Here is a 20157-nt window from a genome sequence, read left to right as displayed (position 1 = left end):
TCAAAACGCTCTGGCAAGTTCAGAGACAATCTCGCTTAAACTGGGGTGGGCAAAAACAGTCCTTTTCAGGTCGGGGATGCCTATTTTGTTCTTGATGATGACAGAAAACAAATTTACCAGTTCTGCAGCCTCAAGACCCACGATGCTGGCCCCAAGGATGAGTTTTTTTCTCCTGTCGACAACAACCTTCACAAACCCCTGCGTATCACCAAGGACATGGGCCATCCCCAAAGAAAGATAAAAAATGGTCTTCGTCTCATAATCCGCGCCGAAAGCCTTGGCTTCCTGCTCAGTCAAACCCACAGAAGACACCTCAGGTGTTGTAAAGACGCTGGAAGGAACGGCGCCGTAATCCCTGTTCTGTGCCTTTTGAAACATATTGGAGACAGCCAACTCTCCCTCATAGGCAGCCACATGGGCCAAAAGATATCCTCCCACGCAATCGCCGGCGGCAAAAACATGCTTCATGCTCGTCGCCAGCGTGCGGTCTGTATCGATTGCTCCTTTTTCCGCGCGCAAAGAACAGGATGAGGCACAGACGTCTTCCAAGCGGCTCTTGCGGCCGACAGCGACCAGGACTTTTTCATATGAATCCGGATCCGCCTGTTCCAGGCCCGTCTTGAGCATGACTTTTATGCCTTGTTTCTGAAAAGCCTGTGCCAGTTTTTTACCCAGCTCCTCGTCCATATTCGGCAAGAGCCTGTCGAGCATCTCAACGACCGTCACCTGCGCCCCTAAGCGGCGGAATATCGATGCAAATTCGCAACCGATGAAACCTCCGCCAACAATCAAAAGCGTCCCGGGGACAACCTCCCAATTCAAGACATCGTCGCTGGAAACAACCCTTTGGCGATCAAACGGGTTTCTGGAAATCTCCTTTGGCTCCGACCCCGTGGCCAAAAGGACAAATTTTGACTTGACCTCTCCTTTGCCGCCGACAGAAACCGCTCCGGGTCCCAGCAAAATCCCGCGGCCCTGGACCCATGTGATATTATGCGATTTCAAAAGATAATTCATCCCCTGGGAAAGCCGGGCTATAACTTCTGTCTTTCTCCTTTGGATCTCGGAAAGGTTCGAATTCTTTCTGGATTCTGCAACGAAGACCTTGGTAGGAATGCAGCCGCGGTTAAGACAGGTGCCGCCGATCTCATTCTCTTCAATCAGGCAGACGGTCTTGCCTAGACGCGCTGCCGCGATCGCGGCGTTAAAACCAGCCCACCCGGCGCCTATGATGGAAAGATCGTACGTCATGATGGCTCGCGGATATAACAAACCGGCGCGGCCTTGAGGCATGCCGCGCTCTACGTCAAACCTTAAGCAACTTGATGGAACTCTTGATAGCGTCGGCGGAATCCGCCAAGGACTTGCTTTCCGCCTCGTTCAAATCCAAAGCCAGGATCCGTTCGACACCCTCGGGACCGATGAGCGCCGGGACACCGATCGCCACGTCACGAAGGCCGTATTCCCCTTCAAGACAGATACTTGCCGATATCTCCTTGGAAGTGCCCGAAAGGACCGTCCTGACGATCTCGAAAATCGCGGCCGATGGGGCAAAATAAGCGCTGCCACTCCCATAAAGGGAAACAATCTCGGCGCCGCGCTTTTTTGTCCGCGCGACAATCTCTTCGATCTCTGCAGCCGTGAGCAATTCCGACAAGGGTTTGCCTCGCACCGTAGCAAACCTTGCCAAAGGCATCATCGTCTCACCATGGCTGCCGATCACCATGGCATGGACGCTATCAATGCCGACAAAAAGCTTTCCGGCGATCAAATTGGCAAAGCGGGATGAATCCAGGTTCACCCCCATGCCGAAAACCCGTTGACGCGAAAACCCTGTCAACTTATAAGCCAGGTATGTCATGACATCCAGGGGATTACTCACGACAATCACGAGGGAACCTGCAGCGTGTTGCGAGATCCCGCGGCAGACGGTTTTCATGATGTCGGCGTTCTTTAGTAAAAGATCTTCCCGGGTCATGCCGGGTTTTCTCGGCAGTCCGGCCGTCACGACAACAATGTCCGCTTCCGCCAAGGCCTTCATGTCTGATGTGCCTTCGATGCGCACATCTACGCCGAGCGCATAACGCCCATCTTCCACGTCGTAAGCCTTGGCCCGCGCAACATTCTCGACAACATCAACCAAAACAACTTGGGCGAGACCGCTCTCGGCAATGCGCATTGCCGCTGTCCCGCCCACAAAACCACCGCCAATGATAGCGACTTTTTTCATGATAAGAACTGCTACCCTTTCATTTTTTTGATGATAGCATCGGCCATACCACTCGTCGAAGCGGCCGTCGGGTCATTCCTGTCTTTTTTGAGATCATAGGTAACATACCTGCCTTCTCTGATGACTTCTTTGACGGCGCCCTCCAGCTTATCGGCGGCCTTCATCTCACCCAGATAACGCAACATCATGACGCCCGAAAGGATCGTGGCGGTCGGATTGACTTTATTCATGCCGGTGTATTTCGGGGCCGACCCGTGGACGGGTTCAAACAAAGCGATCCCGTCGCCCAGATTGGCGCCGGGAGCCACGCCCAGCCCGCCGACGAGCCCGGCACACAAATCAGAAATAATGTCTCCGTAGAGATTCGGCAACACCAGGACATCAAAATTCTGAGGCTTAGTCACCAGCTGCATGCTGAGATTATCGACGATCGCATCGCCAAATTCGACTTTGCCGGCATACTCCTGGGCCACTTCTCTGGCCACGGCCAGAAAGAGGCCGTCCGTATGCTTCATGATGTTCGCTTTATGGACAGCCGTGACTTTCTTGCGGCCGTTTTTCAAGGCATATTCGAAGGCGAATTTAACGATACGGCGCGTCGCGAATTTTGAGATGGGTTTGATGGAAATGCCTGAATCCTCGCGGATCTTCTTCGGGCTCAAAGCGTTAATGGTCTCAATCACCTTGGCGGCATCAGGCGACCCTTCCTGAAACTCGATCCCCATATAAAGATCTTCGCTGTTCTCGCGGACAATAACAAGATCTATATTCTTGAAAGCCGCGGATACACCCTCCATGCTGCGCGCCGGCCGCAGACAAATGTAAAGATCAAGGGCGTGACGCAGCTGGACGTTGACCGAGCGAAAACCGGTCCCTACAGGCGTGACGATCGGCCCTTTGATGGCGACCTTGTTTTTCCTGATGGAGGCTATGACGTCATCCGGCAACGGCGTTCCGAATTTCTTGATGGCCGCTTCTCCGGCAATGAATTCTTCCCAGCGAATGTCGACGCCGGTGGCTTCGATGCAACGCTTGGCCGCAAGGCTCACTTCCGGACCGATCCCGTCTCCGGGGATCAGAGTGATGGTGTATTTCGCCATGATGCTCCGTCTGAAGGCTACAGCTTGATGCCGCCGTATTTTTTGAAATGCTCGACGAGGCCGCCGTCTGAGAGAAGTTTACGCATGACAGGCGGAAGGGGATTGATTTTCATCTTCGTCTTCTGGGTCAGGTTGCGCAACTCGCCATTCTCCAGGTCGATCTGCAACTCGTCATTCTCGCGGATCCCGGTCGTATCGGCTTCAATCAAAGGCAGGCCGATATTGATGGCATTGCGATAAAAGATCCGCGCAAAACTTTTGGCCACGACGCCGACGATCCCGGCCTCTTTGATGACGAGAGGCGCCTGCTCGCGCGACGAACCCATCCCGAAATTTTTCCCGGCCACCAGGAAAGAAGCGCCGGGCTTCAGACGCGAATAAAAAGCCGGATCGATGTCTTCCATGATATGCTTGGCAAGTTCTTTCATATCGCTGATGGAAAACTTATATCGACCGGAAATGATATAGTCCGTATTGATATCGTCGCCAATCTTATAGGAAAAGCCCCTGAGAATCATAACACCTTGCGCTTTCTGTGTAATCTGCTTTCGGCAATCTGTGCAATCGCTCTACAAGTTCTTGAATTCATCCACGTTCTTGGCCTTAGACAAGGCCGCTTCGTAACTGATCGTCCCTTCTTTGTAAAGTTCTTTGAGCGTTTTGTCCATGGTCCTCATGCCGAATTGATGGCCCGTCTGGATCAGGGTGGGGATCTGCTCGATCTCCTGTTCGCGGACCAGGTTGCGGACCGCCGGGGTGCCGATCATGATCTCTGTGGCGACGACACGGCCGATGCCGCTGGCACGCGGCAAAAGAAGCTGGGAAACGACACCCTGCAGACAGTCTGCCAGCTGCAACTTGACCTGCTGCTGCTGATGCGGGGGAAAAACATCGATGATACGCTCGACCGTCTGCGGCGCATCCGGCGTATGCAACGTTGCCAAGACCAAGTGGCCCGTCTCAGCGGCCGTCAGGGCAGTGGAAATGGTCTCCAGGTCCCTCATCTCTCCGACGAAAATGATGTCCGGATCCTGACGCAATGCATGGCGAAGCGCTTCGGCAAAAGACTTGGTATCGGAATAAACCTCTCTCTGTTTGATCACGCTCTTCTTGTTATAATGCAAGTATTCGATCGGGTCTTCAATCGAAATGATCATTTCCTGGCGTTCGCTATTAATGAGGTCAATCATTGCCGCCATGGTCGTCGTCTTGCCGACGCCTGTCGGACCAGTCACCAGGACCAGACCATTGGGTTTGCGCGCCAATTCAGCCACAATAGGAGGCAACCCCAAGTCTTGCAATCTGGGGATCTCCAGGGGGATGCGACGAAAGGCGCCTTCCACGGAACCTCTTTGGACATGAATATTCACCCTAAACCTGTCCATCCCCGCCATGGCCACAGAAAGATCCAGTTCCCAGTTCCTCTCGAATATCTCTTTCTGCTCGTTGGTCAAAATGGCATAAATCATCTTCTTCGTATCATCCCGTGTCAATCTGGGATAGTCCGTCAAGACAAGCCGACCATCGATCCTGAGGATTGGCGGAGAATTTTCCGTCAAATGAAGGTCCGAAGCTTTCTTCTCAATTGTCAGCAACAATAGATCTCTGAGTTCCATATGAACTCCTTCATTTTGTCTATGATGGGTATTTGTTCCCAGCAAAATGAACTCCGCAGTTTACGCTGTAAATTTCCCGAAGGCCGGTTCAGCCGGCCGGAGGGGAAATTTACAAGTGTTTAAGCCAGGGCCGGCATCCGGCCGTCTATTTTAAATATGCCCTCGGATCTGCAATGCAGCCCTCAATAGCAGATGCCACGACCGTCGCCGGAGAACCGAGATAAATAAAAGATTCCGGATTGCCCATGCGACCCTTGAAATTCCTGTTAGCGGTAGAAACAACCACTTCGCCCACTGAAGGCACACCGTTATGCGTCCCGACGCATGGCCCACACCCGGGAGTCACGACACTGGCACCTGCCTGGACCAAAATACCAATCAAGCCTTTTTTCATGGCCTGAAGGTAAATGTTTCTCGACGCCGGCGCCACGATGAAACGAACATTCTTTGATACCCTGCGGCCCCTAAGCATTCCGGCCGCGATCTCCAAGTCTTCCAAGCGGCCATTGGTGCATGTCCCCAGATAGGCCTCGTCGATATGGGTTCCGACGAGCTCTTCAACAACCGCATTGTTGTCGACGGCATGAGGCTTGGCCAACTGCGGCCCGATCCTGGACGCGTCATATTCCTTCACAAGACTGTAAACCGCATCCTTATCCGCGTAGCGAGGACTCGGTTTTCTCATTTTATTACGTCCGGAAAGCCATGCCAACGTTTTTTTATCGGCGGGAATAACGCTGAACTTCGCCCCCATCTCGACGCCCATATTGCAGATAGTAAAACGCGCATCCATGCTTAAAGCATCAATGCAGGATCCATAAAACTCGACCGACTGGTAGGTGGCACCGTCTGCCTTCAAGTCCCCGATAATATGCAGGATAAGATCCTTGGAATAGACGCCACGGCCGAGCTTTCCGTGAACCACAATCTTGATCGACTGCGGTACCTTAAACCAGTTCTTGCCACAAGCAAGACTGATGGCCAAATCCGTGGAGCCGACGCCTGTTGAAAGGGCGCCTAGGGCGCCATAGGTACAGGTATGGGAATCCGCCCCAAGAACAAGGTCTCCGGGGAGCACATGTCCGTTTTCGGGGATCACCTGATGGCAAACGCCACACCCGACATCGTACAGGAGAAGCCCTTTCTCGCGGGAAAAATCACGCAGTTTCTTATGAACGGCGGAAACGCCCATATTGGGCGAGGGGGCGCTATGATCTATGACGATCGCAAATTTGCCGCGATCAAAGGCCTCTTTGATCCCCAGGGCGCGAAAACGATCCACGATGATACCACTCGTCCCGTCCTGCCCGAAACAAAAGTCGATGTTGCAGACGGCAAAATCTCCGGCCTTCAAATCCTGGCCTGCATGATTGCTTAAAATCTTTTCTGCTATCGTCTTACCCATCATTCGCCCTCAGAAAATTTTTCAGCGAATGATCCCGAGCTGCCATAAACATAACTCTTATGCAGCGAGGGATCTTTTATAGCTGATTCACCCACTCTTCAATCCTATCCAGACCTGTCTTGATTTTCTCCATACTCGTCGCAAAGCTGATCCGGACATAATCATTACAGCCAAACGGTCCTCCGGGAATCAAAGCCACATATTTTTCCTCAAGTAGACGCTTGGCAAACGCAAACGAATCCATTCCTGTCTTCTTGATATTCACAAAGATATAAAAAGCCCCTTCCGGCTTCTTGTAAGAAAGAACTGTGTTCATCTTATCGAGTCTCGAAACGATATAATCCCTGCGTTCCTGAAATTTCCTGCGGGCATCGTCAAAAAATGCCGGGCCCAGCGAAAAGGCCGCAAGGGCGGCCTTCTGGACGAACGACGTCGGGTTGGACGTCGAATGGTCCTGGATATTGGAGATGGCCTTCGCGATTCCGCTTTCGGCAACGCAATACCCCAGACGCCACCCTGTCATGGAATAAGATTTCGAAAAACCGTTCACCGTCACCGTCAGCTTCTTGATCTTTTCGGACAAAGACGCTATCGAAACATGCTCGATGCCGTCAAAAATGATCTTCTCATAGATCTCGTCGCTGATGCAGTAAATGTTATTTTCTGTACAGAAATCCGCGATGGCGCTGAGTTCCTGCCGACGGTAAACCACGCCGCAGGGATTGGATGGGCTATTCAACACAAGGGCTTTGGTCTTCTTGGAGACACAGGAACGCAGTTTCTCGGGGGTGATCTTGAAATCTTCTTTGAGATTTGTCTGGATGAAGACAGGTTTGCCGCCGGCAAGCTTGACCATTTCAGGATAGCTCACCCAGTATGGAACGGGGATCAAGACCTCATCCCCTGCGTCCACAATGACCTGGAAGATATTATAAAGGGAATGCTTGGCCCCGCAGGAAACGACAACGGCGCCGGCTTCATAGTCCAGCCCATTATCGTTCTTCAACTTTCTAACGATGGCCTCTTTAAGCTCGGGGATCCCGGAGGTGGGGGTGTATTTAGTGAAACCGGACTGGATGGCGGCGACGGCCGCCGATTTAACGACATCCGGCGTATCAAAATCAGGCTCGCCTGCTCCGAAGGCAACAACATCCTTACCCTCTTTGACCATTCTTTTGGCTGTAGCCGTGATCTGGAGAGTTGCCGAAGGACCGACCTGTGTGGCGCGCTTAGATAACATTTAGTGTCAACGTGTCAAGGCATCAATGCGTCAAAGTACAAAAACAAAGAACTTTTGGTCTTATTTCTCTGACACTCTGACACTCCGATACTTTGATACTTATAAAGAATCCCGCTCTGACTTAAAAATTTTGCCCAAGCCGCCCAACGGTTTTTTCAACGGCTTTTTTGCCTCGTGCTTGTGCTTTTCTTTTTCAGGAGGAGCCGGCTCAACATGGGCCTGCGTCTCGAGGGGTTTCTCTGCCTTAGGCTTCTCAGCCGTCGCCGGGACCGTCTTGTGCTTGAGCGTCTTCTGTTTTTCTTTAATCATCGTCAATTCCAGAATGACGATTTCGGCATTGTCTCCCCGGCGCCTTTTATAAGGAATGATGCGCGTATAACCGCCGTTCCTCTCGCGGAACATCGGAGCGATGTCGGAAAACAGCCTCTGCACCAATGCATGATCACAGAGGACGCGAAAAGCCCTCCGTCGCGCGGCAAGCGAATCTGCTTGCTTGCCCCAGGTGACGAGACGATCAACGAGCTTCTTGGCAAGCTTAGCCTTCAGTTTGGTCGTAATGATTCTCTGGTTCTTCACAACAGCCTGGGCCAAAGAGTTCAACGTGGCCTTGTAGTAAGAACTGAAGCGAGAGAGATTCTGTGTCTTGATTCTGTGTCTCATCGATTTTCTCCGATCACACTGATTTGATCCGTGTAATCTTATTTGTCATCCGTGCAATCGTTTTTACTTCTCTTTCTTCAATTTATTTTCGTCGATCTGCATCCCGAGATTCAGACCCATCGCCACAATAAGCTCTTTGACCTCCGTCAAGGACTTCTTTCCGAAATTCCTTAACCCCAGAAGTTCACTCTCCGACTTCCTGACCAAATCAGCGATGATCTTGATGTCGGCCTCGCGCAAGCAGTTGGAACTGCGGACGGACAATTCAAGCTCGGAAATCGGCAGACGCAGCTTTTCATAAAGCTGGGCCTCCTCGGGCGTCATGGCTTCTTCCTCTTCCATCTCTTCGGGGATCTGCCCCAGATTAAGGAAAACATCCAAATGACCGCGCAGGATATTGGCGGCGTATAGCATCGCATCCTTAGGATCGATGCTGCCGTTGGTGAATACCTCGATGACGAGACGATCGTAATCCGTCTTTTGGCCGACGCGGGTATTTTCGACGTGATAAGCCACTTTTTTGACGGGTGAAAAAGCCGAATCCACCGGAATGGCTCCGATCGCCTGTTCTTCTTTCTTGTTGACCTCGGCAGCCACATATCCCCGGCCCCGGCCCACTTCGATCTCAACATTGAATTTAATGTCCTTGGTCAAGGTGGCGATATGAAGGTCCGGATTCAAGACCTCAACGGTCCCGTCTGTAATGATATCACGCCCTGTCACCTCTCCGGCCTTGTCTTTCTTGATATAGACGGATTTGGGAGCCCGGGAATGCGAACTCAAGATCAGATTCTTGATATTGAGGATGATATCCGTCACGTCTTCCTGCACGCCTTCAATAGCGCTGAATTCATGAAGGACATTTTCGATCTTGACGGCCGTCACGGCGCTGCCCTCGATGGAAGACAACAAGACGCGCCTCAAGGAGTTACCCAGCGTCACGCCGAAACCGCGCTCAAAAGGCTCAGCGATAAATCTGGCATAGGTCCCCGTATGCGTCGCCTCATCTATTTCTAAAAACTTGGGTAACTGAAAATCTTTCCACTTAATCCCCATCTTGTCTCCTCCATTCCCACCGTGCTTAGACCCGCCATTATCGGATATGGCGGTCTGCTCTTTTCTGAGCTAGACCCGCCATTATCGGATATGGCGGTCTGCTCTTTTCTGAGCTAGACCCGCCGCAACTACAGACAGGCATCTTTATCTTCGAAGAAATCTTCTACTTGGAATACAACTCGACAATCAACTGTTCCTGAATAGGCATCTGGATATCATCCCGGTCAGGCAGACGCGTAACTGTGCCTTTCAGGACATCGGCATCCAGCTGAAGCCAGGGAGCGACGCCCCTGTCCTTGGAAAGTTCCATATTGGTCCTCACGGTCTTCTTGACGCCTTCTTTTCCTTTGATCTCGACAACGTCTCCGGCGCGTACGGAAAAAGACGGAATATTGACCCTCTTGCCGTTCACATAGACCGAACCATGACGGACAATCTGACGGGCCTGGGTATGAGATGTCGCAAACATCAGACGGAACAACACATTGTCCAAGCGTCTTTCCAAAAGCTGCAAAAGAACCTTGCCCGTAACCCCTTTGGACTTAGAGGCTATCCCGAAATATCTGCGGAATTGCCGCTCCATGACCCCATAGATCCTTTTGACTTTTTGCTTTTCCCTAAGCTGCAAGCCGTAATTGGAAAGCTTGGCACTCCGTCCCTGCCCATGTTGTCCAGGAGGGAATGCCCGGCGCGCTACAGCGCATTTTTCCGTATAACAGCGCGTACCCTTCAGGAATAACTTCATCATTTCCCTACGGCAGAGGCGACAGCTTGGACCCGTATATTTTGCCATTGATTTTCCCTCGTTTCTGTCTTTCTGAAGATCACCCCAAGCCGCCACCCTTATTCCCTTGGCGCGGCGAGAGGTCTTTCATCGTCTTTAAACTCTGCGTCTCTTGGGCGCCCGACAGCCATTATGCGGAACAGGCGTCACATCTTTAATCATCCTGACCATCAGACCCGCGGCCGCAATCGCCCTGATGGCGGATTCTCGCCCGGAGCCGGGTCCGTTGACATATACGTCGACTTCGACAAGACCGGCATCCTTGGCCTTTTTTGCCGCGTCTCCGGCCGCCACCTGCGCGGCAAAAGGCGTTGATTTTTTCGATCCCTTAAAACCGACGACACCCGGCGTTGACCAAGAAATAACGTTGCCCTGACGGTCGGCGATCGTAACGATCGTATTATTAAAGCTCGCCTGAATGTGGACGACACCAGCCGTTGATGTCAAAACCTTCTTGCCTTTTTTCTTTCCTCTCTGTACCATTGATACTCCTTGATTTTGCCTATATTTAGGTGCTTTCCTTGCAAAATCAACTCCGCAGCTTGCGCCGTAAATTTCCGCCGGCCTGCCCTGGCGGAAATTTACAAGCGGTTAAGCAAGGAGTAATATCTATTCTTCATTTCCCTGCCGCAGGCGCCGGCTTCTTCGCAGGAGCCTCGGCCACCCTGATGATACCGACGTTCTTGCGCGGCCCCTTCCTCGTCCTGGCGTTTGTTTTTGTCCTCTGACCGCGGACAGGCAGGGATTTTTTATGCCTCATGCCCCTGTAAGAACCTATGTCCATCAAGCGCTTGATGTTCTGCGATATCTCCCTACGCAGATCGCCTTCCACGCGATAGCTCTTCTGAAGGACCGCCGTGATATGAGAAACCTCTTCCTCGCTCAGGTCCTTGCCTCTTTTGGCGGGATCTATCCCGGCTTCTTTGAGAATATCGCGAGAATTAGATTCTCCAATTCCATAGAGATATCTCAACGACACGTCTATTCTTTTTTCCTTCGGAAGGTCGACACCTAAAATTCTTGGCATTTTTACTCCTTAATTCCGCCACTGGCGGAATTAGACCCTCCGCTTATTCGGTATTACCTGGCTCCATTGGATAAGCCAGTATGCCGCTTTCTGCGGCATGCGAAGGTCTACCCCCTTGTGGGGTTAATACATAAAGAGATTAAAAAAATTCTCTAGTTCTCTACCCCTGCTTCTGCTTATGCTTGGGATTACTGCAAATCACCCGCAGGATCCCCTGGCGCTTGATGATCTTACAGTTATTGCAAATCCTTCTGATTGAAGATTTTACTTTCACTTTCTTCTCCTCATGCCGCCCCTTCCGATCTTTTTCCGGCGGCGGAAAAATTAGGCTTTATATTATTTATTTCTAAAAGTGATTCGGCCGCGCGACAAATCGTAAGGAGACAACTCCACCCTTACTTTGTCTCCTGGAAGAATCCTAATGAAGTTCATGCGGATCTTTCCAGAAACATGGGCCAAGATCTTATGCCCATTCTCCAGCTCGACTCGGAACATCGCATTGGGCAAAGATTCAGTAATGACTCCCTCAACCTCAATCGCTTCTTCTTTAGCCATAGACCGTTGGTTGAACCCCTAAATTTGATGCTTATTGGGTTAAAACCACAGGACCTTTATCCGTCAATGCCACTGTATGCTCAAAATGAGCCGAAGGCTGTTTGTCCTTTGTAACGGCAGTCCATCCGTCATCCAGGACCTTAACTTCCCAGCTTCCGGCATTGATCATCGGCTCAATGGCGAAAACCATCCCGGTTTCAAGCAGGGGGCTCTCCCCCTTGGTCACGTAATTAGGGATCTGCGGCTCTTCATGCAATGCACGTCCGATACCATGTCCCACAAAATCCCGGACTACTGAAAACCCTCGTGTTTCGACATGAACCTGAACAACACGGGAAATATCCACCAAACGATTGCCGTGCTTGAAAACTTTAATGGCCTCTTCCAGCGCCCCTTTGGCCGTTTCGATCAAGCGGCGCCGCATCGTATCGATCCGGCCGACAGGAAACGTCTGGGCCATGTCCAGGAAGAACCCGTCATGTTTGATTCCGATGTCGATGCTGACAATATCGCCTTCCTTCAGGCGCCGCCGACCGGGAATGCCGTGCACGACCTCCTCGTTGACCGATATACAGGCATCCGCCGGATAGCCGTGATACCCCTTAAACGCAGACGCCGCACCAAAAGAACGAATCAGGTCTCCCGCTTTTTCGTCGAGCTCTTTGGTCGTCACGCCGGCTGAAACCATGGCAGCCAATTCCGCCATGATCTTCGCCAATATCTGCCCGCCCCCTTGCATCTTGTCAATTTCCTGACAAGCTTTGATAGGGATCATTTTAAAGAACTGATGATCTTCTTGATGTCCGAAAAAACATCTTTGGAATCCAGGTCTCCGGAAATGTTTTCGAGCTTGCCCTGCTTACGGTAATAGCTCAGAACGCCTTCGGATTCCTGCAGATAAACGTGCAATCTGTTTTTGACGGTCGCTTCGTTGTCGTCCGGACGCTGATACAGCTCTACCAGACACTGATCGCAAAGCATGTCTTTTTTGGGCGGCATGTTTCTCAGATGATAATTCGTGCCGCATTTCGGACAGACGCGCCTTCCCGTCAGGCGCTGTACCACAATATCTTCCGAAGTCTTAAGATAGATCGCCTTATCGACCCCGCCCGGAAGTATCTTGTCCAGGGACTTCGCCTGGGCTTCCGTCCTGGGAAAGCCGTCCAGAATGAACCCCTTGGCGATGTCAGGTGCCGACAGTCTCTTCTTGACCATCTCCGTCACCAAAGAATCCGGAACGAGCTTGCCGGCCTCCATATATGTCTTGGCTTCCCTGCCTAGTTCGGTATTATTTTTCACCTCGCTGCGCAGGATATCCCCCGTCGAGATATGCGGCAGGCGAAAGGCTTCGATCATCATCTTCGCCTGTGTCCCCTTGCCGGCGCCAGGAGGTCCGAACAAAATTAATTTCATAAAATCACCAACGATAAACTATCTGTTTATGAAAACAGAGGATCGAAAATAGACCACAATCGAAATTATTCTTTCTTTTCTATTTTCCATTTTCTATTTTCGATTGCTCCAGTGCGCTTTCAGCGCACTACCGGCGTCCTCTCAACTTGGTCGATTTCAAGAATCCTTCGTAGTTCCTCATTAACAGGTGCGACTCGATCTGCTTGATCGTATCCAGGACGACGCCGACCATAATCAACAAGCCCGTACCGCCGAAGAAGGAAGCCACCAGGTACGGGATCTTCAGCCATGCCATGAGCATATCCGGGAAAATCGCAATAAACGCCATGAAAACAGCGCCCGGCAGCGTGATGCGCGTCATGACAAAATCCAGATATTCCGACGTCGGCCGTCCCGGCCTGATCCCTGGCACAAAGCCGCCGTATTTCTTCATGTTCTCCGCGATGTCCGTCGGATTGAAAACGATCGCGGTGTAGAAATAACAGAAAAAAACGATCAAAAGGGCGTAAACAATCGTGTATAACGCGTGGCCGCGGATCAGGTTATTGGCAAAGGCTTGAAAGGCGGCGTTGGGAATGAACGATGAAATCGTCGCAGGAAACAAAATGATCGACTGCGCAAAGATGATGGCGATGATCCCCGACTGGTCGATCTTGAGGGGGATATACGTGCTCTGTCCGCCATAGACTTTACGGCCCACAACACGCCTGGCGTACTGGACGGGGATCTTTCTCACCGCCTGGATGACCATGGTGACGGCCAGGATCACGGCGATCAAAAGGACCGACATGATCACAAAAACATATGGTTCCAACGTCCTCTTGGAGGGCGAATAAGGAGAAAACAAAACCCACAACTGATAGCCCGCCGATGGGATCCTAGAGATGATGCCTGCGGTGATGATGAGCGATATGCCGTTGCCGATCCCGCGCTCCTGGATTTGTTCGCCCAGCCACATGATAAAGATCGTTCCGGTCGTCAGCGTCAAGATCGTCAAGATACGAAACCCCCAACCGGGGATCATGACGATCTGTAGGCCTTCCGAACGCCCCAGGCCTTCCACCCAGATAGCGATGAAATACGACTGGATGATGGACAAAAGGACCGTGCCGTAACGCGTATACTGCGTGATCTTCTGATAACCCGACTTGCCTTCCTTGGCCAGTTTCTCCAGGGCAGGAACAACAGCCGTCAAGAGCTGCATGATGATCGAGCAGGAAATATACGGCATGATCCCCAGAGCGAAGATCGTCATACGGCTCATGGCGCCGCCGGAAAACATGTTCATAATGCCAAAGAGCGCTCCGCCCTCCGAAGAGGTAATGCGTCTGAACAATTCCGCCAGGGCGGAACCGTTGATGCCCGGAGTCGGAATATAACAACCGACACGGTAAACGGCCAAAAGCACCAGAGCGATGAGGATCCGTTTCTTGAGCTCCGGTATCTTGAAAGAATTTAATAAAGCAGAAATCATTATGACTTCTTCAGGATCTCTACCGTGCCGGACGCGTCCTGAATCTTCTTGACAGCCGATTCGGTGGCACGATGCACTTTAAGATGCAATGCCTTATCAACCTTGCCGTCTCCCAAAAGCTTGACCAATCCTTCCTTGTCCTTAATCAGACCTTCGTCAAAAAGATTGTCCGGGGTCACGGCCGAACCTTTGGCAAACTTATTCAGGGAACCGACATTGACGATCTGGTAAGGATTGGATGAACGACTGTGGAATCCTCTCTTGGGCAGCCGACGGAAAAGCATCATCTGGCCGCCTTCATAGCCGGGACGAAAATCACGGCCGGCCCTGGAGCCCTGCCCTTTGTTCCCGCGGCCACTGGTCTTGCCGCGGCCCGATCCGACACCCCGACCGATAGCCCTGATCTTCTTGTTGGCGCCGCGAGGGGCGCGGATATCAGTTATTCGCATGTTCCTGGCCTTCCGCTGCTTCAAAGCGCTGCTTTCTCAAACTGAAGATATCCAAGTCCCTGTTCAAATCTTTCAAACCCTCGACCGTCGCCAAAATGACGTTCATGGGATTATTGCTGGTTAGACACTTTGTCAGGATATCCTTGATACCGGCGGCCTCGCAGACAGCGCGCACAGGACCCGAAGCGATGATCCCGGTCCCTTCAACGGCGGGCTTTAAAATGACACGGGCCGAACCGAACCTTCCCACCACATCATGCGGAATGGTCGTCCCCTGCAAAGGAACCTGCATCATATTCTTTTTGGCCTGGGCGATACCCTTGCGGATGGCATCCGAGACTTCATTCGCCTTTCCCAGGGAAACGCCGACCTTACCCCTCGTGTTGCCGACGACAACCAGCGCGCTGAAAGACAGCTTTTTGCCGCCCTTGGTCACTTTGGCCACACGGCTGATCCTGACGACCTTCTCTATGGCTTCCTTGCTCTCTGTCACGGAAATAGGTTCAACCATCTTAAAACTCCAATCCACCTTTCCGCGCGGCCTCGGCAAACGCCTTGATACGGCCATGATAATCACAGCCGCCCCGGTCAAACACGACGCGCGTAATGTTCTTATTTTTAGCTTCCCGTGCCACGATCTCTCCCAGAGCCGCAGCCGCCTTGACATTCCCACCGTAAGAAATCTTGCTTTTGAAATCCTTGTCTGCCGTCGAAGCAGCAAACAACGTCGTCTTCTTATCGTCATCAATGATCTGAATGAACAGGTTCTGCAGACTGCGGCGCACATTCAAACGGGGACGCTCCGCCGTACCGGCGACCTTTTCCCTGATCCTTAAATGCCGTCTTTCTCTTGCTGTTCTTTTGATTTTCATGGGTTTTTATCTGTATGACCTAGGCTTAATTTGCGCCATCACTTCGTAACGGCCTTGCCAACTTTCCTGCGGATACGCTCATCCTTGTAACGGATCCCTTTGCCTTTGTAAGGCTCTGGAGGACAAATCCGCCGGATCTCCGCGGCGACCTGGCCCACCTGTGCCTTATCGACGCCCGAGACCACAATCTCCACCTGCTTGGAAGCGTCGATCTTGATGCCTTCGGGAACAGGATAATCTACGGAATGGGTGAACCCGACATTAAGCTTCAGGCTCTTGCCCTGCGTCTGAGCCTTGTAGCCGACACCTTCAATGACAAGGGTCTTTGAAAAACCCGACGTGACACCGATAATCATGTTTTTCGCCAAGGCGCGCGTTGTGCCGAAAAGGGCCCTGACGGGCTTCGTATCCTTCAAGGCACTAAAAAAGAGTTTGTTATCCTTCTGCTCACAGGCGATATCCTCGGAAAGCTTGAATTCCATCTTTCCCTTAACCCCCTCAACCTTCAGACAATTCTCCTGCACGCTGACCTTGACGCCGGGTAAAATATCAACTGGTCTTTTTCCTATTCTAGACATGGCTCCTCACTCACCAAACGTAACAAAGGACTTCGCCGCCCACCCCTGTTTCCCTAGCCTTTGCTTCCGTCATCAGGCCTTTGGATGTCGTCATGATTGCCGTTCCCTTGCCGCGCAGAACCCTGGGCAAGTGTTTGGCATCCGCGTAGACGCGCAATCCCGGTCGGGACACTCTTTTTAAATTGATGATCACAGATTTCTTATGGATGTATCTCAGGTAGATCCTTAAAACACCCTGTTTGGTGTCCTTGATAACCCTGAAATTATCGATAAAACCTTCCTCTTTCAGGATACCGGCAATCCCCTCCAAAAGCTTGGAATACGGCACATCCGTTTTTTCCTGGCGGGCCTTCGCTGCGTTCCTGATCAACGTCAACATATTAGCGACTGGATCCGTAAAACCCATACGATATCTCCTCTTGTCTCGATGCTCAAATCCCGCTTGCTTGCGGCATCGGCGTTCTACCAACTGGCTTTCCGCACGCCTGGAATTTCCCCTTTGGACGCCAGTTCCCTGAAACAGATACGGCAAAGCTGGAATCTCCTGTAATAGCCGCCGCTGCGGCCACAGAGCCGGCAACGGTTTGTTTTACGCGTCGAAAACTTCGGCGTTCTCTTCCAGCGATTGATCTGCGATTTCTTGGCCACAGTTTATCCTTCCGTAAAAAATTTAGGAGCTCTTGTCGGTCTTGCTGAATGGAATGCCCATCAACCTCAAAAATTCGTACGATTCTTTCTGGGAGGAGGAAGCGATGACGAACGTGACGTCCATCCCCTGCACACGGGCAATCTTGTCTACGTCGACCTCAGGGAAAATCGCCTGCTCCGTAATGCCTATCGTAAAATTTCCCTGGGCGTCGAACGACTTGGGATTCACGCCCCTGAAATCCCTGATCCTCGGCAGGGCTACGCTGATCAGACGATCCATAAATTCATACATCCTCTGGCGTCTGAGCGTCACCATGCAGCCGATGGCTTGGGCTTTCTTGATCTTAAAATTGGCGATTGCCTTCTTGGAACGTGTGATGACGGGTTTCTGCCCGGTGATCATCCCAAGTTCCTCAACAGATTTTTCCAGCATCTTGATGTCCTGGATCGCCTCGCCCACGCCCATATTGATGACAATCTTTTTAAGCCGTGGGGCCTGCAAGGCATTCTTGTAGCCTATGATCTTCATCAACTCAGGAACAACTTCTTTCCTGTATTTCTCAAGCAACCGGGGAACCGTTTTATTTTCAGCCATTGCCTTTTCCTGAATGTTTCAATCTGTATAATCGGATTTTAAAAATCTGTGGAATCGCCCTTCTTAAAAGGGCTCGTTGCATTTTTTGCAAATGCGTGCCTTCGTCTGGTCCTTGAGGACGGTAAAACCGACGCGTGCCGGGACCTGACAATTCTTACAGACGACCATCAGGTTGGCGGCAGACATCGGCCTCTCCACTTGGACGATACCGGCCTCCTGCTGGTCCTGGCGCGTCTTCCGCTGGTGTTTTTTAACGAAATTGATGCCTTCCACAAGGACTTTCCCCGTCTCCGGCATCACGTGAAGCACCTTGCCCTTCTTGCCTTTATCCTTACCCTTCATGACGGCGACGGTATCGCCTTTCCTGATCTTATTCATAGCTAAATTACCTCTGGCGCTAACGAAACGATTTTCATGAAATTCTTGTCGCGAAGTTCGCGCGCCACAGGCCCGAAAACACGCGTGCCCCTCGGATTGAGGTCCTTGTCGATCATGACAACGGCATTAGAATCGAATTTCAAATAAGAACCGTCGGCCCGGCGCAACGGCGCCTTCATGCGCACGATCACGGCCTTGGCCACTTCGCCCTTCTTGATCGTCGCATCCGGGGAAGCCGACTTGATGTTGACCGTGATGATATCGCCAATAGTGGCGTCCAGTTTGCCTTTACGCCCCACAACGCCGATGCAGGAGGCGATTTTCGCGCCTGTATTGTCCGCCACCGTTAAAAGCGTCCGCTTGTAAATCATTGAATCTCTCCGGCCCTCTGGACAGCGCCCCTGGCGATGATCTCGGTCACCCTCCAGCGTTTGTCCTTAGATAGAGGGCGGGTCTCGCTGATGCGCACCTTATCGCCGATATGCGCTTCATTCTTTTCGTCATGGGCCTTGAATTTCTCCTTGGCCTTGATCGTCTTGCCGTAACGGGCATGCCGGACGAACGTCTCTACCTCAACGACAACCGTCTTCTGCATCTTGTCGCTCGTGACGATCCCGATAAATTCTTTTCTCGTTTTTGCCGTCGTTCTCTCGCTCATGGGAAATTATTCCTTTTTCGCGTTCGCCTGTGTTTCATTCAGCAAGGTCTGGATCTGCGCGATGGCCCTGCGCAGCTCCTTGAATTTATGAGGCTTGTCCACCTGGCCGATGGTCTTGCCGTAAGCAAGGCGGCCCAGCTCTTCTTTAAGCGACACCAGCTTCACGGATAAATCTTCCCTGCTTAAATTTCTCAACTCGGCTATCTTCATTACTCCCTCTTACTTATATCGCGTGAGTTCGCGTCACGAATTTGGTGCGCACAGGCAACTTGAATGCCGCCAAACGCAAAGCCGTGCGCGCCAGGGCTTCGGGGATGCCCCCGAGTTCGAAAAGGATGGCGCCGCGCCTCACCATAGCCACCCAATGGCTCAAATCCCCCTTGCCCTTTCCCATGCGGGTTTCTGCAGGTTTTTTAGTCACGGACTTGTGAGGGAAAACCCTGATCCAAACCTTTCCACTTCCTCTTAACTGCCTGGCCAAAAGCACCCGGACAGCTTCGATCTGATTGTTTTTGATCGAGCCATTATGCAAAACCTTCAGGCCGAATTCGCCGAAACTCAATTCAGAACCTTTTATGGCGATACCGCGGTTCTTTCCGCGTTGAAATTTCCTGTATTTGACCCGTCTGGGCATTAAAGCCATCTCTTTGCTCCTTGTAACATCACGCGCTCAACCCCTGCGACGGAGTTACGCCTTTGCTTCCGAACTTCCGGCCTTGTCCTCAGCCTTCCCCTGCGCCGTTTCTTCCTGTTTCTTGCGGTCTTCTTTAAGTCTCTCCAGGAGAGCGTCTCCTTTGTAGACCCAAACCTTGACGCCGATCAGGCCGTAACGCGTATGGGCTTCCGTAAATCCGTAATCGATATCCGCGCGGAACGTCTGCAAGGGGATGCTGCCCCATTTATACACCTGCGTCCTGGCGATCTCCGCCCCTCCGAGACGACCAGCCACACAAACCTTGATCCCCTTGGCCCCGGAAGACACCGCCTGGTCCATGGACCTCTTGATGGCGCGGCGGAAAGCCACGCGTTTTTCGAGCTGAAAAGCGATATTTTCCGCAATCAGCTGCGATTCAATGGAAGGGCTCTTGACTTCCTCGATATCCACGACCACTTCTTTATCCTTGACGATATCCCTAAGATCGTTTGTCAGCTTTTCTATATCCGACCCATGACGGCCTATGATCACGCCGGGCCTGGCGGAATGGATGCGGATCTTGACCTTGCCGGCAACACGGTCAATCGTCACTTTGGAAACAGCGGCAGCTTTAAGCTGGTTTTTGATGTGTTTACGTATCTTGTAATCTTCCTCAAGATAGAGCCCGAAATCGGCGTGTCGTGCAAACCACTTCGACGCTGAATCTTTGATAAAACCAAGCCTCACTGACGTCGGATTAACTTTTTGCCCCATAAAATAACCTC

At 51.8% G+C, this 20157-nt stretch carries 30 protein-coding genes; all 30 read right to left on the bottom strand.

Features of this window, described 5'->3' with window-relative positions; translation table 11 throughout:
* Positions 1 to 1293, bottom strand: coding sequence for a dihydrolipoyl dehydrogenase family protein (locus tag BU251_RS03210; RefSeq protein ID WP_128699460.1), 1293 nt, complete (start codon positions 1291 to 1293; stop codon positions 1 to 3).
* Between the two features lie 13 nt (positions 1294 to 1306).
* Positions 1307 to 2230 (bottom strand): malate dehydrogenase, encoded by a 924-nt coding sequence (locus tag BU251_RS03205; RefSeq protein ID WP_128699459.1) that lies wholly within the window; start codon positions 2228 to 2230, stop codon positions 1307 to 1309.
* An 11-nt stretch (positions 2231 to 2241) separates the two neighbouring features.
* On the bottom strand, positions 2242 to 3330 hold the full coding sequence (locus BU251_RS03200; protein ID WP_128699458.1) for an isocitrate/isopropylmalate dehydrogenase family protein: 1089 nt from the start codon (positions 3328 to 3330) through the stop codon (positions 2242 to 2244).
* 17 nt (positions 3331 to 3347) lie between these two features.
* Positions 3348 to 3848 carry a 3-isopropylmalate dehydratase small subunit gene (locus tag BU251_RS03195; RefSeq protein ID WP_128699457.1) on the bottom strand — a complete coding sequence of 167 codons (501 nt, stop codon included), beginning with the start codon at positions 3846 to 3848 and terminating at the stop codon, positions 3348 to 3350.
* Positions 3849 to 3899: 51 nt separating this feature from the next.
* Complete coding sequence (locus BU251_RS03190; protein WP_128699456.1) at positions 3900 to 4946, bottom strand: type IV pilus twitching motility protein PilT; 1047 nt, start codon at positions 4944 to 4946, stop codon at positions 3900 to 3902.
* Between the two features lie 145 nt (positions 4947 to 5091).
* A complete protein-coding gene (locus tag BU251_RS03185) occupies positions 5092 to 6351 on the bottom strand; it encodes a 3-isopropylmalate dehydratase large subunit (RefSeq protein ID WP_128700949.1) in 1260 nt (419 codons plus the stop codon).
* A 76-nt stretch (positions 6352 to 6427) separates the two neighbouring features.
* Entirely contained in the window at positions 6428 to 7591 is a 1164-nt protein-coding gene (locus BU251_RS03180; RefSeq protein ID WP_128699455.1) for a pyridoxal phosphate-dependent aminotransferase, read from the bottom strand.
* Between the two features lie 99 nt (positions 7592 to 7690).
* On the bottom strand, positions 7691 to 8251 hold the full coding sequence (rplQ, locus tag BU251_RS03175) for a 50S ribosomal protein L17 (RefSeq protein ID WP_128699454.1): 561 nt from the start codon (positions 8249 to 8251) through the stop codon (positions 7691 to 7693).
* 63 nt (positions 8252 to 8314) lie between these two features.
* Positions 8315 to 9307, bottom strand: coding sequence for a DNA-directed RNA polymerase subunit alpha (locus BU251_RS03170; protein ID WP_128699453.1), 993 nt, complete (start codon positions 9305 to 9307; stop codon positions 8315 to 8317).
* Positions 9308 to 9470: 163 nt separating this feature from the next.
* Positions 9471 to 10100, bottom strand: coding sequence for a 30S ribosomal protein S4 (gene rpsD, locus BU251_RS03165; protein WP_128699452.1), 630 nt, complete (start codon positions 10098 to 10100; stop codon positions 9471 to 9473).
* 87 nt (positions 10101 to 10187) lie between these two features.
* Positions 10188 to 10574 carry a 30S ribosomal protein S11 gene (gene rpsK / locus BU251_RS03160; protein WP_128699451.1) on the bottom strand — a complete coding sequence of 129 codons (387 nt, stop codon included), beginning with the start codon at positions 10572 to 10574 and terminating at the stop codon, positions 10188 to 10190.
* Positions 10575 to 10707: 133 nt separating this feature from the next.
* Positions 10708 to 11118, bottom strand: coding sequence for a 30S ribosomal protein S13 (gene rpsM / locus BU251_RS03155; RefSeq protein WP_128699450.1), 411 nt, complete (start codon positions 11116 to 11118; stop codon positions 10708 to 10710).
* A gap of 160 nt (positions 11119 to 11278) precedes the next feature.
* Positions 11279 to 11392, bottom strand: coding sequence for a 50S ribosomal protein L36 (gene rpmJ / locus BU251_RS03150; RefSeq protein WP_128699449.1), 114 nt, complete (start codon positions 11390 to 11392; stop codon positions 11279 to 11281).
* Positions 11393 to 11454: 62 nt separating this feature from the next.
* Positions 11455 to 11673 (bottom strand): translation initiation factor IF-1, encoded by a 219-nt coding sequence (gene infA / locus BU251_RS03145; protein WP_128699448.1) that lies wholly within the window; start codon positions 11671 to 11673, stop codon positions 11455 to 11457.
* Positions 11674 to 11704: 31 nt separating this feature from the next.
* Positions 11705 to 12448 (bottom strand): type I methionyl aminopeptidase, encoded by a 744-nt coding sequence (gene map / locus BU251_RS03140; protein ID WP_128699447.1) that lies wholly within the window; start codon positions 12446 to 12448, stop codon positions 11705 to 11707.
* Entirely contained in the window at positions 12445 to 13086 is a 642-nt protein-coding gene (locus BU251_RS03135; protein ID WP_128699446.1) for an adenylate kinase, read from the bottom strand. Before BU251_RS03135 ends, map begins: the two co-directional genes overlap by 4 nt.
* A 127-nt stretch (positions 13087 to 13213) precedes the next feature.
* Positions 13214 to 14560 carry a preprotein translocase subunit SecY gene (gene secY, locus BU251_RS03130; protein WP_128699445.1) on the bottom strand — a complete coding sequence of 449 codons (1347 nt, stop codon included), beginning with the start codon at positions 14558 to 14560 and terminating at the stop codon, positions 13214 to 13216.
* Positions 14560 to 15009, bottom strand: a complete 450-nt coding sequence (gene rplO, locus BU251_RS03125; protein WP_128699444.1) for a 50S ribosomal protein L15 — start codon at positions 15007 to 15009, stop codon at positions 14560 to 14562. The genes secY and rplO overlap by 1 nt, the downstream gene beginning before the upstream one ends.
* Positions 14996 to 15520 carry a 30S ribosomal protein S5 gene (gene rpsE, locus BU251_RS03120; RefSeq protein WP_128699443.1) on the bottom strand — a complete coding sequence of 175 codons (525 nt, stop codon included), beginning with the start codon at positions 15518 to 15520 and terminating at the stop codon, positions 14996 to 14998. Before rpsE ends, rplO begins: the two co-directional genes overlap by 14 nt.
* Before the next feature lies 1 nt (position 15521).
* Positions 15522 to 15881, bottom strand: a complete 360-nt coding sequence (gene rplR / locus BU251_RS03115) for a 50S ribosomal protein L18 (RefSeq protein ID WP_128699442.1) — start codon at positions 15879 to 15881, stop codon at positions 15522 to 15524.
* Positions 15882 to 15919: 38 nt separating this feature from the next.
* Positions 15920 to 16459, bottom strand: coding sequence for a 50S ribosomal protein L6 (gene rplF / locus BU251_RS03110; RefSeq protein ID WP_128699441.1), 540 nt, complete (start codon positions 16457 to 16459; stop codon positions 15920 to 15922).
* Between the two features lie 10 nt (positions 16460 to 16469).
* On the bottom strand, positions 16470 to 16865 hold the full coding sequence (rpsH, locus tag BU251_RS03105; RefSeq protein ID WP_128699440.1) for a 30S ribosomal protein S8: 396 nt from the start codon (positions 16863 to 16865) through the stop codon (positions 16470 to 16472).
* Positions 16866 to 16921: 56 nt separating this feature from the next.
* Positions 16922 to 17107 carry a type Z 30S ribosomal protein S14 gene (locus tag BU251_RS03100; RefSeq protein ID WP_128699439.1) on the bottom strand — a complete coding sequence of 62 codons (186 nt, stop codon included), beginning with the start codon at positions 17105 to 17107 and terminating at the stop codon, positions 16922 to 16924.
* Positions 17108 to 17129: 22 nt separating this feature from the next.
* Positions 17130 to 17702, bottom strand: coding sequence for a 50S ribosomal protein L5 (gene rplE / locus BU251_RS03095; protein ID WP_128699438.1), 573 nt, complete (start codon positions 17700 to 17702; stop codon positions 17130 to 17132).
* A 63-nt stretch (positions 17703 to 17765) separates the two neighbouring features.
* The gene (gene rplX, locus BU251_RS03090; protein WP_128699437.1) at positions 17766 to 18080 is read right to left on the bottom strand and encodes a 50S ribosomal protein L24; all 315 of its coding nucleotides are present in this window, start codon (positions 18078 to 18080) and stop codon (positions 17766 to 17768) included.
* 2 nt (positions 18081 to 18082) lie between these two features.
* Complete coding sequence (rplN, locus tag BU251_RS03085; protein ID WP_128699436.1) at positions 18083 to 18451, bottom strand: 50S ribosomal protein L14; 369 nt, start codon at positions 18449 to 18451, stop codon at positions 18083 to 18085.
* A complete protein-coding gene (rpsQ, locus tag BU251_RS03080) occupies positions 18448 to 18738 on the bottom strand; it encodes a 30S ribosomal protein S17 (RefSeq protein ID WP_128699435.1) in 291 nt (96 codons plus the stop codon). The genes rplN and rpsQ overlap by 4 nt, the downstream gene beginning before the upstream one ends.
* A 6-nt stretch (positions 18739 to 18744) precedes the next feature.
* Complete coding sequence (gene rpmC / locus BU251_RS03075; protein ID WP_128699434.1) at positions 18745 to 18948, bottom strand: 50S ribosomal protein L29; 204 nt, start codon at positions 18946 to 18948, stop codon at positions 18745 to 18747.
* A 13-nt stretch (positions 18949 to 18961) separates the two neighbouring features.
* Positions 18962 to 19381: a 50S ribosomal protein L16 gene (gene rplP, locus BU251_RS03070; protein WP_128699433.1), complete on the bottom strand. Its 420-nt coding sequence runs from the start codon at positions 19379 to 19381 to the stop codon at positions 18962 to 18964.
* A gap of 45 nt (positions 19382 to 19426) precedes the next feature.
* A complete protein-coding gene (rpsC, locus tag BU251_RS03065) occupies positions 19427 to 20146 on the bottom strand; it encodes a 30S ribosomal protein S3 (RefSeq protein WP_128699432.1) in 720 nt (239 codons plus the stop codon).
* Between the last annotated feature and the right edge of the window lie 11 nt (positions 20147 to 20157).

The organism is Candidatus Velamenicoccus archaeovorus (genome assembly GCF_004102945.1).
Lineage (GTDB): Bacteria > Omnitrophota > Gorgyraeia > Velamenicoccales > Velamenicoccaceae > Velamenicoccus > Velamenicoccus archaeovorus.
The sequence above is the reverse complement of the archived record's forward strand: the minus strand, read 5'-3'. Positions and strand labels throughout refer to the sequence as shown.